This is a genomic window from Ruegeria sp. CDSC052, from assembly GCF_059610685.1.
Window position 1 is genome coordinate 218794 of the sequence record NZ_JBXWOB010000001.1, and the last position, 13010, is coordinate 231803.

The following is a 13010-nucleotide window of genomic DNA, read 5'->3' on the forward strand; positions in this document are numbered from 1 at the left end:
TTTGTGGCGTCGTTTTTGATCTATCCAGTCTTTTTGATCTTGGCCCGGATATCAAGGCCAACAGTTTCCTTTACGAGGTCGGAATAACCCGAGGCGCCAAATTCGTGACGGTTCAGTGAACCGCTGAGTTGGATGGAGAGGTTATTCAAGTTGTCTCGGGCGCTGCCGGGCGGGCGAAAAATATTGGCGCGCAATGTGATTGGTCGCGTTACGCCACGCAAGGTTAGATCTCCTGTGATCTCGGCCCCGTTCGAGATACGTCCACCGTTGCCAAGCTGAATATCGGTCGAGGTGAAATGAATTGTGGGAAATCCTGTGGCGTCCAGAACCCCAGCGCTGAGCATCGGTTTGCGGGCGAAGGGCAGGTTGGTGCGCGCCTTGGCGACGTTTAGCGAGACATCCACCCGGCTGTTGGCCAGGTCGGTCATGTCAATTCGGATATCTGCGGATCGTATCGGCATGGTTCCGGACTGTGTGATGCCGGACAGCTCGAACGTAAAATCTACGGAAGTGCCATTGCGGACCAGTTCATAGGGACGCAACCCGGCCAGAGCCGGGCGCGCAAATGGCAGGGCGGTCAACCCGGACAGTACAGCGCGCCTTGTCAGTTGGGTCATATCATGACCTCCTGCCTGCGGGGCCGCGATCGCCTTAGCAACATCAGCAGGATAACGATGTTCAGCCCGTTCCAGAGGATGCCATTGATAAAGGCCAGTTGATAATTTCCGGTTAAGTCGTAAATCCACCCGGACATCCATCCGCCCAGTGCCATGCCCATGATGGTCATCATCATGACAAAGCCAACGCGTGCTCCGGCCTCTTGCGGGGGCATATATTCACGTACGACCAGCGCATAGCTGGGGACAATGCCGCCCTGCGCCAGACCGAACATGAGGCTGATAATGTAAAGTGAGGCCATCCCGTCATAGGGCAGGAACAGAAATAGGGCGATACATTGCAGGAAAGAGCCGACCAGCAATGTCATCAACCCGCCCAGCTTGTCGGCGACCAACCCCGAGATCACTCGGCTGACCACGCCGCCCAGCAACATCAGCGAGAGCATCTCGGCCCCGACCGCCGGGCCATATCCGAGCCCGACGCAGTAGGACACGATATGGACCTGCGGCATCGACATGGCCACGCAACAGCCGATTCCGGCCAGACCAAGAACGTATTGCAAGCTGCGCGGCGATATTCCCACGCTGCGCGCGTTGATCTGCGCATTGGCGGCGGCGGTCTGATGGGCCTCGATCGGGACTTGCCGGCGCAGCAGCAGAGACAGGGGGATGACAACGAGCAGCGTTATGACCGCCAGCGTCAGATAGACCTGCTGCCATCCCTCACGTGCAAGGATGCCTGACAGAAGCGTTGGCCAGATCGCCCCGGACAGGTAGTTTCCGCTGGCAACCAACGCCACCGCAATCCCGCGGCGTTTCATGAACCAGTGTGAGATATCTGCGATCAGAGGGCCAAAACCAACAGCCGTGCCCAGCCCCAACAGCAGATGGGCCAGTGACAAGAGCAGCATATTCGGCGCCCATGTTGCCAACAGATAGCTGACCGCGCTCAGAAGGGCGGCACCGATCAGTGCCTTGGTCACGCCCAACCGATCAACCAGCTGCCCCAGCCACATGTTCCCCAGTGCAAACCCGATCATCGACAAGACATAGGGAAATGAGGCTTCGGCCCGACCGGCGCTGAATTGCGCCTCGATCGCGGGCATCACGACGATTACCGCCCACATGCCCACATTCGCCACCGTAGCGATTGCGAGGGTGATCAGAAGGCGAAGCCAAGAATAGCGGCTGTCATGGATTGGATGGCTCATACCGGAACGCTAGGGTTGGATGTGGCACTTGGCTAGTCACAAGTGCCGTGAGGCGCGTAACTTATTCACCCCAATACACATCTTGGGCCTTGATCCGCGTCAGGTTCAGCCCGGCATGTGGCTTGGTCTGGGTGGCCTGCCAGCTGACCGGGGGTAGGGCGCGGGCGCGACGGCGGGTCAGGGTCCAGCAGGGAACCCCGGCGTGATGATCCGCAGCCATGTGCCAGCGGGTTTCAACCCCCTGTGCGCCGCCATCGCCAGGGGTCAGTAACAGGCCAAGCGGGGCTGGCCCCATCGTGCCGCCTTGTTCCGCGGCCAGATGCATCCGTCGGACCGGCGTCAGGCCGGGCGCCTCGGGCAGATCGCAGATCACCAGTGGGGTTGCCCCGCTGCGCAACGCTTCTTCCATGCACCACAGCAGGTCCTCGGCATGGTTGGGGCGGGCAAACAGGAACCGAGCAGGATCGGCAAAGGCCATCATCCCGCCTGGGTGCAACTGGCTTGCCTCCCACGCGGGGGAAATCCACAACACCGGCCCCTGTGCCTGACCGGCCAACCACATGGCAAAGCTGCGCCGGGCGGGGCCGCAGGCCTCGTGCACGCGGGCCAGTTGCAGGGTGATCTGCGGATGGAGATTCAGCCCTGCCATTTGTCGTGCGGGTTTGCGGCCAAGAAGATGTGTGGACATGCTATTACTCTAGCATGTTCTTATTATGTTCTCAATATCGAGAGGGCATCAGCGCGACAGGATCAGACGCCCATCCGCGAATTGAATATTCGAGAACCGGTGCAGGTAATCCATGCCCAGCAAGGACTGATCCAGCGCACCTTCATTCACCCAGGCCGAGACATTGCGATCCGTGATCGGCCCCAGTTCAAGGCTGTCCAGCCGTATCGGGGCGGTGCGCACCTCGCCATTGGCCGTCAGGGCCCGCCCGAAATAGTTCAGCTGATCGGGGTCAACACCGATGCGTCTGGCATCCGCCTCGTTCAACACAATCTGGCTGGCGCCGGTATCGACCAAAAAGGTGATGGGCTCTCCGTTGACCAGAACCGGTAGATAGTAATGCCCGTCATAGGCGCGCGGCACTTCGATGATTTCGCCGGTCACGGTCATCTGCGGGGCAGGGCCCACAGTGCTGCGGATATCGCCCCATAGTCCATAGGCGGCAATGATGCCGATAAAAATAAACACCCAGGCCAGAGCCTGTTGCAACGTTTTGTTCAGGCTTTGCCGGTTCTGAGAGATAAACCAGGCCACGACCGCTGCGCCCAACAATCCAAGATAGGCCAGATTTGCAATGCTGTCGCCGTCCATACCGCTACCTTACTGCGTCACTCGAATCCAATATGGGGATTTATGACGCAAATCCAAAGGCTTTTAGCCCATCCAAGATAAACTGAACTGACAAGGCCGCCAGCAGCATGCCCAACAGGCGAGTCAGCACATTCAGCCCGGTCTTGCCCAGAATTCGTGCCACCGCGCCTGAAGACAGGTAGGTGACGAACACCATCGCCACTACGATCAGCATCATGCCGATCACCACGGCCAGACCCTCTATGCCCGGATGCTGCCCGGCCAGCAGGATCATTGTGGCAATCGCGCCGGGTCCTGCAATCAGGGGAATACCCAACGGAAATACCGAAGGATCAGGATGCTCTTCTTCTTCGGCGCTGTTTTCGCGCCGCTTGGTGCGCCGTTCGAACAGCATGTCCAGCGCTGTGAGGAACAACAGAACGCCGCCCGCAACGCGGAACGCCTCCATCGAGATGCCAATAAAGCCCAGAACCGCCTCGCCGAATGCGGCGAACATGGCCAGAATCCCAGCCGCCGTCAGACAGGCGCGCACCGCTATTGTATAACGCGCATGCCGATCCATGCCTTGTGTCAGGGCCACAAAGATCGGCGTTTGTGCTGGCGGATCAATGACCACAAGCAATGTTGTAAACGAGGTTATGAGAAAGGCTGTATCCATCATGCTGCGGTCTCTGCCTGTTCCAACCGCTCTGCCGCAACCACCCAAAGCGCTTCGGCTTTTTGCATTGCCTCGACCACCTCGGCAAATTTCCGGTTCCAGGTCGCCAGGTCGTTGATCTTGTCGTCTTCATACAAACTGGGGTCCGCCAGTTTGGCCGAGAGCTTTTCGTGCATATCCGTCAATTTCTCGATCCGTTCCTCGCATTTGCGCAGATCGGCGCGCAGGTTCAGAACCGCCTCGCGCGATGGGCGTTTGTGCTTGGCCGTCAGCGGCTTTTCCTTAACAGGTTTGTCGCGGCCCAGCAGTAGGGACCGATAGGATTCCAGATCCCCGTCAAACTGTTTGACGGATCCGTCCGAGACCAGCCAGAGGTGGTCCGCCACCAGCGACAGTAGGTGCATGTCATGACTGACCAGCACTACGGCTCCGGAATAGGCGGTCAATGCCTCAACCAGCGCCTCGCGGCTTTCGATGTCCAGATGGTTGGTCGGTTCGTCCAGAATCAGCATATGCGGGGCGTCGATGGTGGCAAGCAGCAGCGACAGACGCGCCTTTTGACCGCCGGACAGCCGCCCGACCTTGGTTTCTGCCTGATCGGCATTCAATCCAAACCCGGCCAAACGCGAGCGCCACTTGCCCGGTGCTTCATTCGGGCGCAATCGGCGCAGATGATCCAAGGGCGTCTCGTCCACATGCAGCTCATCCACCTGATGCTGTGCAAAATAGCCTATGCGGAGCTTGGTGCTGCGGCTCATCTTGCCAGCCATCAACGGCAGACGATCAGACAGCAACTTGGACAGGGTCGATTTGCCCTGACCGTTCTTGCCCAGCAGCGCGATACGGTCATCCTGATCAATGCGCAGGTTCAGTCTGCGCAGCACCTCGGTCTCGCCGTATCCCGTCACACCGCCTTCGATCTGAATGATCGGGGGCGACAGTTCTTCGGGTTCGGGGAAGGAAAAAGCGCGCAGAGCAGCCTCTTGCGGGGTCGAGACCAACTGAATGCGTTCGATCATCTTCAGGCGCGACTGGGCCTGAACTGCTTTAGACGCCTTATAGCGAAAGCGATCCACGAAGCTTTGCAGATGCGCGATGCGCGCCTTGGCCTTGGTGTTTTCCGATTCCGCCTGTGCCAGACGTTCGGCGCGGCGTTCCGCGAATTTATCGTAAGGCACCGCGTAATAGGTCAGCTTGCGATCTTCCAGATGCAGGATTGACCCCACAGCGCGGTTCAGCAACTCGCGGTCATGGCTGATGATGATCACCGTGTGCGGGTATTTCGCCAGATAGCTTTCCAGCCACAGAGCGCCTTCCAGATCCAGATAGTTGGTCGGTTCGTCCAGCAGCAACAGATCAGGCTGCGAGAACAGTACCGCTGCTAGCGCGACGCGCATGCGCCAGCCGCCGGAAAAGTCCGAACAGGGTTTCAACTGATCCTCGTCATCGAACCCCAACCCCTTGAGGATCGAGGCTGCGCGCGCTTCGGCCGACCAGGCGTCGATATCGGCCAGCCGGGTCTGAATATCGGCGATGCGTCCGGGGTCCGTGGCACTATCGGCTTCAGTCATCAACGCGCTGCGCTCGGTATCGGCGGCCAGAACGGTATTGATCAGTGAGGCATCGGACGAGGGCACCTCTTGCGCCACGCCACCAATACGCGCCCGTTTCGGGACAGCGATACTGCCCGATTCCAGCGCCAGTACCCCCCGGATCAAGCGAAACAGGGTGGTCTTGCCGGTGCCATTGCGCCCCACTAGTCCAACCTTGTGGCCATCGGGGATGGTTGCGCTTGCGCCCTCGAACAAAGGGCGGCCTTCAACGGCATAGGTGATGTCTTGAATCCGTAACATATGCTGCTCTTAGCAGAGCCGTTATGCCGCCGCCAGCAGCTTGCATGTTCAACCGGCATTCAATGTGTTAGCGCTGTTTTGCCTGAAGTTTTCACACGGTTCCATCATGCATACAGCCCGAACACCTCCGTCGTTGGTCACGCTGGTCTTTGCCACGGCGTTGTCGGTGCTGACGCTGAATATGTTCCTGCCATCGCTGGCGCATATGAGCGTGGACTTTCAGGTGGATTACGGCCTTATGAATCTGGCGGTTGCGGGATATCTGGCGGTTTCTGCTGTGCTGCAACTGATTATGGGTCCTCTGTCGGATCGATATGGGCGCAGGCCGGTCCTGTTGATCTGCATGTCGATCTTCGTGGTCGCATCCATCGGCTGCGTGCTGGCTGGGTCAATCTGGGTGTTTCTGGGTTTTCGCCTCATTCAGGCTGTGGTCGTCGCCGGGTCTGTGCTGTCCAGCGCCTCAATCCGCGACCGCTATCCCCCCAACGAGGCGGCCAGCAAGCTGGGCTATGTCGCAATGGCTATGGCGCTGGCGCCAATGCTGGGACCGATGTTGGGCGGCGCGTTGGACATGCTGTTTGGCTGGCGCTCGGGGTTTGTTCTGTATTCCTTACTTGGCACCGGTCTGCTGGCTTTGCTGTGGTTTGATATGGGAGAGACCAATATAAACCGCGCCCCAACATTCGCGGCGCAGCTGAAGGAATATCCGCATCTGTTCCGCGCCCGAAGGTTTTGGGGTTATGCCCTATGCGCGGCGTTTTCGATCGGTGGTTTTTTCAGTTTTATCACCGGTGCACCGTTGGTTGCAGCTGCTTGGTTTGATCTGAGCCCCGCGATGCTGGGTCTTGGGATCGGCATTATCACCGGCGGGTTCATGGTCGGGAATTTTGTTACCGGCCGATTGGCGGCGCGGACGCAGTTAACAACGATGATCCTGATAGGGCGGAATGTGGCCACGGCAGGGCCGCTTTGCGGGCTGCTTCTGTTTTGGGTCGGGCTTGGTACGGTTTGGGTCTTTTTCGGCTCAGCCATCTGTGTCGGTTTCGGCAATGGACTGACCAACGCCAATGCATCGTCGGGCGTGATGTCGGTTCGTCCCAAACTGGCAGGCAGCGCGGCGGGCCTGTCAGGTGCAATGATCGTTGCGCTGGGGGCGGTTCTGACGACGATCACCGGCGCCTTTGTCAGCCCTGAAAACGGACCTTTTCTTGTGCTTGGCATGATGTGCGGGTGTAGCTTTATCGGCCTTCTGGCCGTGCTCTATGTTCGTCGGATCGACAGTCTGGACCCGTTGCCCAGCACATTGTGACCGGCAAAGCGCCGGAGCAGGGCATCATAACACTTTTCATAAGCTACAGACCATGATACGCGGCCCGCGATGGATTTCGGCGCGGGCCCCGCGCCCTATTTTTAAGGAGAGGCCGACATGGCACTGGAACGCACATTCTCGATCATCAAACCCGATGCAACCCGCCGCAACCTGACTGGCAAGATCAACGCCAAGTTTGAAGAGGCCGGTCTGCGCATCGTTGCGCAAAAGCGCATTCACATGACCAAAGCACAAGCTGGCAAGTTCTATGACGTCCATGCCGAGCGCCCGTTCTATGACGAACTGTGCGAATTCATGTCGTCCGAGCCGGTTATTGTACAGGTTCTGGAAGGCGAAGGCGCCATTGCCAAGAACCGCGAAGTCATGGGCGCAACCAACCCCGCAGATGCGGCCCCCGGCACCATCCGCGCCGAGTTCGCTGAATCGGTTGGCGAGAACTCGGTCCACGGTTCAGACGCACCGGAAACCGCAGCGGTTGAGATCGCCTATTTCTTCTCGGGCATCGAACTGGTCGGCTAATCTGCTTTAAGATCAAGCCTATAAAGCCGCTCCCGGGGTCGGGGGCGGCTTTTTCTATGCGGGTTTCAAGTCGTCCGAAGATACCCGGACGCCGATCGCATCCAAGTCGGCAATCATCTTCGTCTGCGGCGCAGTACCGTTGCTGGCTTTGATTGCGTCGAACCTTTGCCGCAGGGCTTTTTTCTCTTCGCCTTTGCAATCGTTCCAGGGGCGGCCTTGCAGCCCCATCACCAAAACATAATAGCCGATGAAATGAGGGCGCGATCCTGCCTGCAAGAGTTTTGCATAGGCCGCGTCGGGGCCTATCTCGCGCAGTTGCTGGGCCGAGTGGATACCGGCGCGCGCGCAAGCCTGTTCATAGGCCGGGCCGAGATTACGGATAGTTGAGATCGGGTCAGACATAATCGACGTTTTAACCGGTGTCAGAATTACTGTCACCCGATCCTTTTTTACCTTTGCGGTTCATGATCACCGGATCAGGGTTTGCGCGACAGACGAATAGTGGCTTCAAGGCCCGGATCACAGTTGCGGGCGTCGAACATGCCTTTGTGCATATGCGATATCGCTGCGACCAAAGCCAGGCCCAGACCTGCATTGCGCTCGGTCCGGGCGGGATCGAGTGTCACAAAGGGCATCTGCAGACGGGCCAGATCGTCCTGTGGTACACCGGGGCCGTGATCTCGCACGCTGAGGTTGGTATACAGGCCGTCATCCGCAATATTGATCGTGATGGTCGAACCATCAGGCGCGTATCGCAGCGCATTTTCTAACAGGTTGGACAGTGCCTGAGACAAAAGGGGGCGGTGGCCGGGAAGGGGGGCAGTTGACCCTGTAACTTCAAGTGTTACGCCCTGATCCGTGGCAACCGGATCATAGAGCTCGACCACGTCCGCCACGAGTTGCTTAAGGTCGACATCTTCGAACTGCTCTCGCCCGACACCTGCTTCGGCACGCGAAATCTCAGTCAGTTGGCCCAGTACCCGCAGGACATGATCAACCTCGGTCGTCGCGCGCGCGATGTCGATTTCGCGATCCTGTTCGGATTTGCGGCTATCTGACAGGGATTCGACCCGCTGTTTCAACCGCGACAAAGGAGAGCGTAGATCATGCGCGATCGAATTCGAGGTCGTCCGTAGATTGCTGACCAACTCCTCGATCCGGTCCAGCATCGTATTGAGCGTACCTGAAACCTGATCGAATTCATCACCGGTCCCGCGCAAGGGCATCCTGCGCGACAGGTCGCCTGAAACGATATTTTCTGCGGTCGAGGCGATGTCAGACAGGCGCGAAAAGACGAGCCTGGTAAACAGCCAGCCTGTCAGGACGCTCAGCGCCAGCGCGATTGCCAGCGCGAAGCCGACCGAGCGTAAAAGAACACGGTCAAACTGCTGTCGTGCCAGCGCATCCCGCCCGACAAGCAGGCGTTCTCCGCCCGGCAGACGAATGGATGCAGCCGAGATTGGCACCAGCTGTTCGCTGTCCGAGCGTCGCAGCTCTAGTTGGACCCAACCACTTCCGGCAGTGATGTCATCGGGCCATTGTCTCAGGTTGCCAGCCAATTTCGTCCCGTTGCGGTCGGTCAACAAATAGAGGGCATCCCGTTCAGAGGCGGTGGGAATACGGCGTTCGATGGCTGTCAGCAAACCGATGAGCCCGCGCCTTTCGTATTCATCGGCCAGACCGGTCAATTCCGCGGAAACCACCGAGCGGGTTTCGCTTTCGATACTGCGATTTGCGGTGACATAGACAAGGGCCAGCACGGTGGCTGTCAGCAATGTGCTCAGAACCATGCTGGCCAGAACCAAACGCGTTCTGGAATTATTGAACGAAAGCCGTAGGTTATCCATCAGATATCATGTAACCTGCGCCCCGGACTGTTTCAATCAACGGGATCTCTCCGCCTTCATCCAATTGGCGGCGCAGTTTCGAGATATGGACGTCAACCACATTGGTGTTCGGGTCGAAATGATAATCCCAGACACCTTCCAGCAACATGGTGCGTGACACTACGCGGTTCTTGCGTCTCAGGAAGAATTCCAAAATCTGAAATTCACGCGGTGTCAGGGTAATCTCTCGCCCGTTGCGGGTGACTTTGCGGGTCAGCAAATCCATATCCAGATCGCGGCAGGTCAGGGTTGGGTTTTCCTCAGATTCCTGCGGGCGTCTTAACAGAGCTTCGATCCGCGCATGCAGTTCCTGAAAAGAGAACGGTTTGACCAGATAATCATCTGCACCGGCCCTCAGGCCTTTGACTCTCTCATCGACCGCGCTCATTGCGGTTAACATCAGAACCGGAGTTTTCAGACCCGCTGCGCGCATGGATTTGATCAGTGACAGGCCGTCTAGACCGGGCAGCATTCGGTCCAGAACGATGGCGTCAAAGCCACCATCTGTGGCGTGATACAGCCCTTCGCGCCCATCCGCGGCCTGTTCGACGACATATCCTTCCTCGCTGAACCCTTTTGCTATGAATTCCCGGGTGTCTTCATCATCTTCAACGATCAACAGGCGTCGGCTCATGATCTGAAATCCTTTCTACCGGAACTTAAACACAATTTTTCAAACAAAGTACAAGATTTGACCAGTTTAGATGCCGGGTGCGTCGTTGCGCACCCGGCTGCTCCGGCAGATTGCGGACAATTCAATCATGCCAGAGAGGCGCCCGCCAGATCTCCCCATCACGTGGCGCGCGCAGGTGTTCGATCAGGCGATTTCCACCGCAACAAAGATCTGGTTGCCGCCACGGTTGATCAGGACAAGCGCGGGATCGGTTTTTTCGCTGTCCAGCGCGTCTTTCAGCGCGTCAGGAGTGGCCGTATCCTGGTTGCCCAGCTTCACGATCACGTCGCCACGCTGAAGACCGGCTTTGGCTGCAGGGCTGTCCGGTTTCAGGTCCGTGACGATCACACCGTCAATATTCTCGGCCATGCCCAGTTCCGCACGGTTGGTTTCTGTTAGTGGTGCAACGGTGACGCCCAGGGCGGTGCCCGAAATGCCTTCATCCACTGACTTGTCAATTTTGGCCGATGCGGACTGATGCTGTCCAATCGTCAACTTTATGTCTTGCTCACTGCCGTTGCGCAAAACCGTAAGCGTGCTTTCTGTTCCAACCTTGGTAGTTCCGACAAGGATCGGCAGGTCGCTGCTGGACGCGACGGGTTCGCCGTTAAAGGTCAGGATGACGTCGCCCTGTTCCAGGATGCCTTCGGCAGGGCTGTTGGCAACAACGTCCGAAACCAATGCGCCGTTTGAGGCATCAATTCCCATCGCCGCAGCGATCTGAGGGCTGACATTCTGGATTGACACACCCAGCCAACCGCGGCTGACCTGGCCATCATCGCGCAGATCCGCGGCAATATGGTCCACAATGTTCGACGTGACGGCAAAACCTAACCCGACCGACCCACCGCTCGGGGAATAGATGGCCGAGTTCACGCCGATAACCTCACCATCCATGTTGAACAGCGGGCCACCGGAATTGCCTTTGTTGATGGCCGCATCCGTCTGGATGAACTCGGCATAAGGTCCCTGCGAAATATTGCGGTCCTTGGCCGATACAATCCCGGTCGTCACGGTCGAGCTGAGGCCAAACGGGTTCCCGATGGCGACGACATCCTCGCCCACACGGATTACATCGCTATTGCCAAGCTCTACGGCCTGAAGTGGCTCGCCCGCGTCGATCTTGAGAACCGCGATATCGGTCAACGGGTCGGTACCGATCACCTCAGCCTCAAAAGTTCGGTCATCATTCAGGCGCACGGTCACGGTCGCGGCATCGTCGACCACGTGATGGTTCGTAATGATGTACCCGGCTTCATCCAGCACAAAACCTGACCCCAAACCCTGAGAAGGACCACGACGGGGGGCATCGAACCCTTCAGGCACGCCAAAGCGTTTGAAGAATTCACCGAATGGTTGGCCTTCGAAATCAAACTGCTGTCCATTTTTCGGGCCCTTGGCGGCGTTTTGTTCCGCGATGATGGTCACGACAGAAGGTGACACGCTCTCAACTAAATCAGCCAGCGCTTCGTCAGCTTTCGAGGGCAGGGCAGTCGTCGCCAACAATGCCGCACTCAGCGCTGAGACGCCTAGCCAGTTTGATGTGCGTGGCATAAGAAGAGAGGATTTACGGATGCTCATTTTGGTCTCCTGATTGAAGCACGCGACACTGGCCGCGCCTTGGATCAAGAGATGCTGCATCAGTCTGTGACTTTCCTGATTGGTTGGTTAATAAATCTTAATTTTGCCACAAACGAGAGGCTCTATCCCGGCGTCGGGTGGCAAAGATTCGCGGAAATCTTCCGAATCATAAGGTGAGAATCGGTGGATTGTTGCCTGTTCGGCAGTCAAATGATGATTTTAGTTGAATTAAATCTGTTTGATAAACAAAGCGAGCGCTCAGAAATTGATGGATTCATGACACAGCCATTGGTTGTGAGTTGATCTGATGTCATAGGCTGAATTTGCCGGAAACATATCATATTATGAACATGTTATATATATGGTCTGTGATAAATGGAGTGTACTTGCATTTAGATTTTCTCGGACGAACAACCTATAGTAGAAACACATTGAGAGAAATGTTGCGTAAAAACCAAACTGATACATCAGAAAATGCAAGTTTAGGCCAATTTTACGTTGTTTGAGAGCATCTGATAGGTGACGATGGTCTTGCCCAAGCGAAGGGAAGTCGGCGGCACTAGGGGGTGCCAACGGCTTGTCACAGTCTCTGGAAGCGCTGAGCGGCATGTTAACGAGGGGGTCTTGTTTAGGTTCGGTTGCGGAATATTCGGAATGCCTAGTGTGTTCTGGACGCGCTTTCAGGATCAGTGAAAAGTGGTAGTCCTTAATTGGGTAACCGGCCCGGTCTTCATTGACCGGGCCGTACTCGTTTTAACTGTTGCGATTTTTGGTCCAGATATCCCATGCTTCGGGCGTGTCCAGATCCAGCACGGCATGTTGGCCGGGGAGCACACATAGATGGACCTTGTCCGGATGGTCCCGAACCACAGATTGTGCGCCTTCGTCTCCGGTCAGGCGGCTGATCTGATCGAACAGGAGACGGCTGAAGATCACAGGGTGGCCAGGCTGTCCTGACGCGGTCGACCCGCGCCAGATCAGCTTATCCGGATACGCCTTAGTTGCCTTGATCAGCGTCTGAAGGTCATCCAGAGTGATTTCAGGCAGGTCAGCTAGCAGAACCATGACGGCTTCGGCCTCTTGCCCAACTGCGGACAGAGCCCCTCGTAAGCTGGCATTCATACCTTCCTCCGCATCTGCGATTTCGACCAGATGCAGGTCCAGCCCCTGCAACACGTCGTACCTGGGATGAGGCTTGGACGGCAGGGCAACAATAACCGACGATGCGGCCCGTGCTGTCTGGGCGGAACGGAGCAGCAGCGGGCAGCCATCAATTTCTTGCAGCAGCTTATCTGCGCCTCGCATACGCCGGGATTGTCCGGCGGCCAGAAGGATGATGGGTATTTGCGTCATGCGCCGACAAT

Annotated in this window: 13 protein-coding genes; 2 read left to right on the forward strand and 11 right to left on the reverse strand. The window is 57.4% G+C overall.

The window, feature by feature from the left end; translation table 11 throughout:
- Positions 1-20 precede the first annotated feature (20 nt).
- The 6 genes from AC2FIM_RS01110 to AC2FIM_RS01135 form a co-directional block, all read right to left on the reverse strand.
- Entirely contained in the window at positions 21-617 is a 597-nt protein-coding gene (locus tag AC2FIM_RS01110; RefSeq protein ID WP_271946653.1) for a YceI family protein, read from the reverse strand.
- A complete protein-coding gene (locus tag AC2FIM_RS01115) occupies positions 614-1828 on the reverse strand; it encodes an MFS transporter (protein ID WP_271946656.1) in 1215 nt (404 codons plus the stop codon). Before AC2FIM_RS01115 ends, AC2FIM_RS01110 begins: the two co-directional genes overlap by 4 nt.
- A 61-nt stretch (positions 1829-1889) precedes the next feature.
- Positions 1890-2516 carry an ImuA family protein gene (locus AC2FIM_RS01120; protein ID WP_271946659.1) on the reverse strand — a complete coding sequence of 209 codons (627 nt, stop codon included), beginning with the start codon at positions 2514-2516 and terminating at the stop codon, positions 1890-1892.
- Between the two features lie 48 nt (positions 2517-2564).
- Positions 2565-3146: a retropepsin-like aspartic protease family protein gene (locus AC2FIM_RS01125; protein ID WP_271946661.1), complete on the reverse strand. Its 582-nt coding sequence runs from the start codon at positions 3144-3146 to the stop codon at positions 2565-2567.
- A 40-nt stretch (positions 3147-3186) separates the two neighbouring features.
- Positions 3187-3807: a MarC family protein gene (locus AC2FIM_RS01130; protein ID WP_142634274.1), complete on the reverse strand. Its 621-nt coding sequence runs from the start codon at positions 3805-3807 to the stop codon at positions 3187-3189.
- Complete coding sequence (locus tag AC2FIM_RS01135) at positions 3804-5657, reverse strand: ABC-F family ATP-binding cassette domain-containing protein (protein WP_496707848.1); 1854 nt, start codon at positions 5655-5657, stop codon at positions 3804-3806. Before AC2FIM_RS01135 ends, AC2FIM_RS01130 begins: the two co-directional genes overlap by 4 nt.
- A gap of 106 nt (positions 5658-5763) precedes the next feature.
- On the opposite strand from AC2FIM_RS01135, the gene AC2FIM_RS01140 reads away from it, so the two are divergent.
- A complete protein-coding gene (locus tag AC2FIM_RS01140) occupies positions 5764-6966 on the forward strand; it encodes a multidrug effflux MFS transporter (protein WP_271946668.1) in 1203 nt (400 codons plus the stop codon).
- A 117-nt stretch (positions 6967-7083) separates the two neighbouring features.
- Positions 7084-7506, forward strand: a complete 423-nt coding sequence (ndk, locus tag AC2FIM_RS01145) for a nucleoside-diphosphate kinase (protein WP_142634270.1) — start codon at positions 7084-7086, stop codon at positions 7504-7506.
- Between the two features lie 54 nt (positions 7507-7560).
- Here ndk and AC2FIM_RS01150 read toward each other — a convergent pair whose 3' ends face one another.
- The 5 genes from AC2FIM_RS01150 to AC2FIM_RS01170 all read right to left on the reverse strand — a co-directional run bounded on the left by AC2FIM_RS01150 (position 7561) and on the right by AC2FIM_RS01170 (position 12999).
- Positions 7561-7908, reverse strand: a complete 348-nt coding sequence (locus AC2FIM_RS01150) for a TfoX/Sxy family protein (RefSeq protein WP_496677805.1) — start codon at positions 7906-7908, stop codon at positions 7561-7563.
- Positions 7909-7982: 74 nt separating this feature from the next.
- Entirely contained in the window at positions 7983-9353 is a 1371-nt protein-coding gene (locus AC2FIM_RS01155; RefSeq protein ID WP_271946675.1) for a sensor histidine kinase, read from the reverse strand.
- Positions 9346-10026, reverse strand: coding sequence for a response regulator transcription factor (locus AC2FIM_RS01160; RefSeq protein WP_142634264.1), 681 nt, complete (start codon positions 10024-10026; stop codon positions 9346-9348). The genes AC2FIM_RS01155 and AC2FIM_RS01160 overlap by 8 nt, the downstream gene beginning before the upstream one ends.
- Before the next feature lie 183 nt (positions 10027-10209).
- Positions 10210-11646, reverse strand: a complete 1437-nt coding sequence (locus AC2FIM_RS01165; RefSeq protein ID WP_496707846.1) for a Do family serine endopeptidase — start codon at positions 11644-11646, stop codon at positions 10210-10212.
- A 753-nt stretch (positions 11647-12399) separates the two neighbouring features.
- Positions 12400-12999, reverse strand: a complete 600-nt coding sequence (locus AC2FIM_RS01170; protein WP_142634260.1) for a nucleotidyltransferase family protein — start codon at positions 12997-12999, stop codon at positions 12400-12402.
- Between the last annotated feature and the right edge of the window lie 11 nt (positions 13000-13010).

Excerpts from the sequence above, each read along its gene's own strand:
- AC2FIM_RS01130 (WP_142634274.1), bottom strand. The coding sequence starts at position 3,807 with ATGATGGATACAGCCTTTCTCATAACCTCGTTTACAACATTGCTTGTG.
- AC2FIM_RS01155 (WP_271946675.1), bottom strand. The coding sequence starts at position 9,353 with ATGGATAACCTACGGCTTTCGTTCAATAATTCCAGAACGCGTTTGGTT.
- AC2FIM_RS01135 (WP_496707848.1), bottom strand. The coding sequence starts at position 5,657 with ATGTTACGGATTCAAGACATCACCTATGCCGTTGAAGGCCGCCCTTTG.
- AC2FIM_RS01150 (WP_496677805.1), bottom strand. The coding sequence starts at position 7,908 with ATGTCTGACCCGATCTCAACTATCCGTAATCTCGGCCCGGCCTATGAA.
- AC2FIM_RS01110 (WP_271946653.1), bottom strand. The coding sequence starts at position 617 with ATGACCCAACTGACAAGGCGCGCTGTACTGTCCGGGTTGACCGCCCTG.
- AC2FIM_RS01160 (WP_142634264.1), bottom strand. The coding sequence starts at position 10,026 with ATGAGCCGACGCCTGTTGATCGTTGAAGATGATGAAGACACCCGGGAA.
- AC2FIM_RS01115 (WP_271946656.1), bottom strand. The coding sequence starts at position 1,828 with ATGAGCCATCCAATCCATGACAGCCGCTATTCTTGGCTTCGCCTTCTG.
- AC2FIM_RS01165 (WP_496707846.1), bottom strand. The coding sequence starts at position 11,646 with ATGAGCATCCGTAAATCCTCTCTTCTTATGCCACGCACATCAAACTGG.
- AC2FIM_RS01125 (WP_271946661.1), bottom strand. The coding sequence starts at position 3,146 with ATGGACGGCGACAGCATTGCAAATCTGGCCTATCTTGGATTGTTGGGC.
- AC2FIM_RS01140 (WP_271946668.1), top strand. The coding sequence starts at position 5,764 with ATGCATACAGCCCGAACACCTCCGTCGTTGGTCACGCTGGTCTTTGCC.
- AC2FIM_RS01120 (WP_271946659.1), bottom strand. The coding sequence starts at position 2,516 with ATGTCCACACATCTTCTTGGCCGCAAACCCGCACGACAAATGGCAGGG.
- AC2FIM_RS01170 (WP_142634260.1), bottom strand. The coding sequence starts at position 12,999 with ATGACGCAAATACCCATCATCCTTCTGGCCGCCGGACAATCCCGGCGT.
- ndk (WP_142634270.1), top strand. The coding sequence starts at position 7,084 with ATGGCACTGGAACGCACATTCTCGATCATCAAACCCGATGCAACCCGC.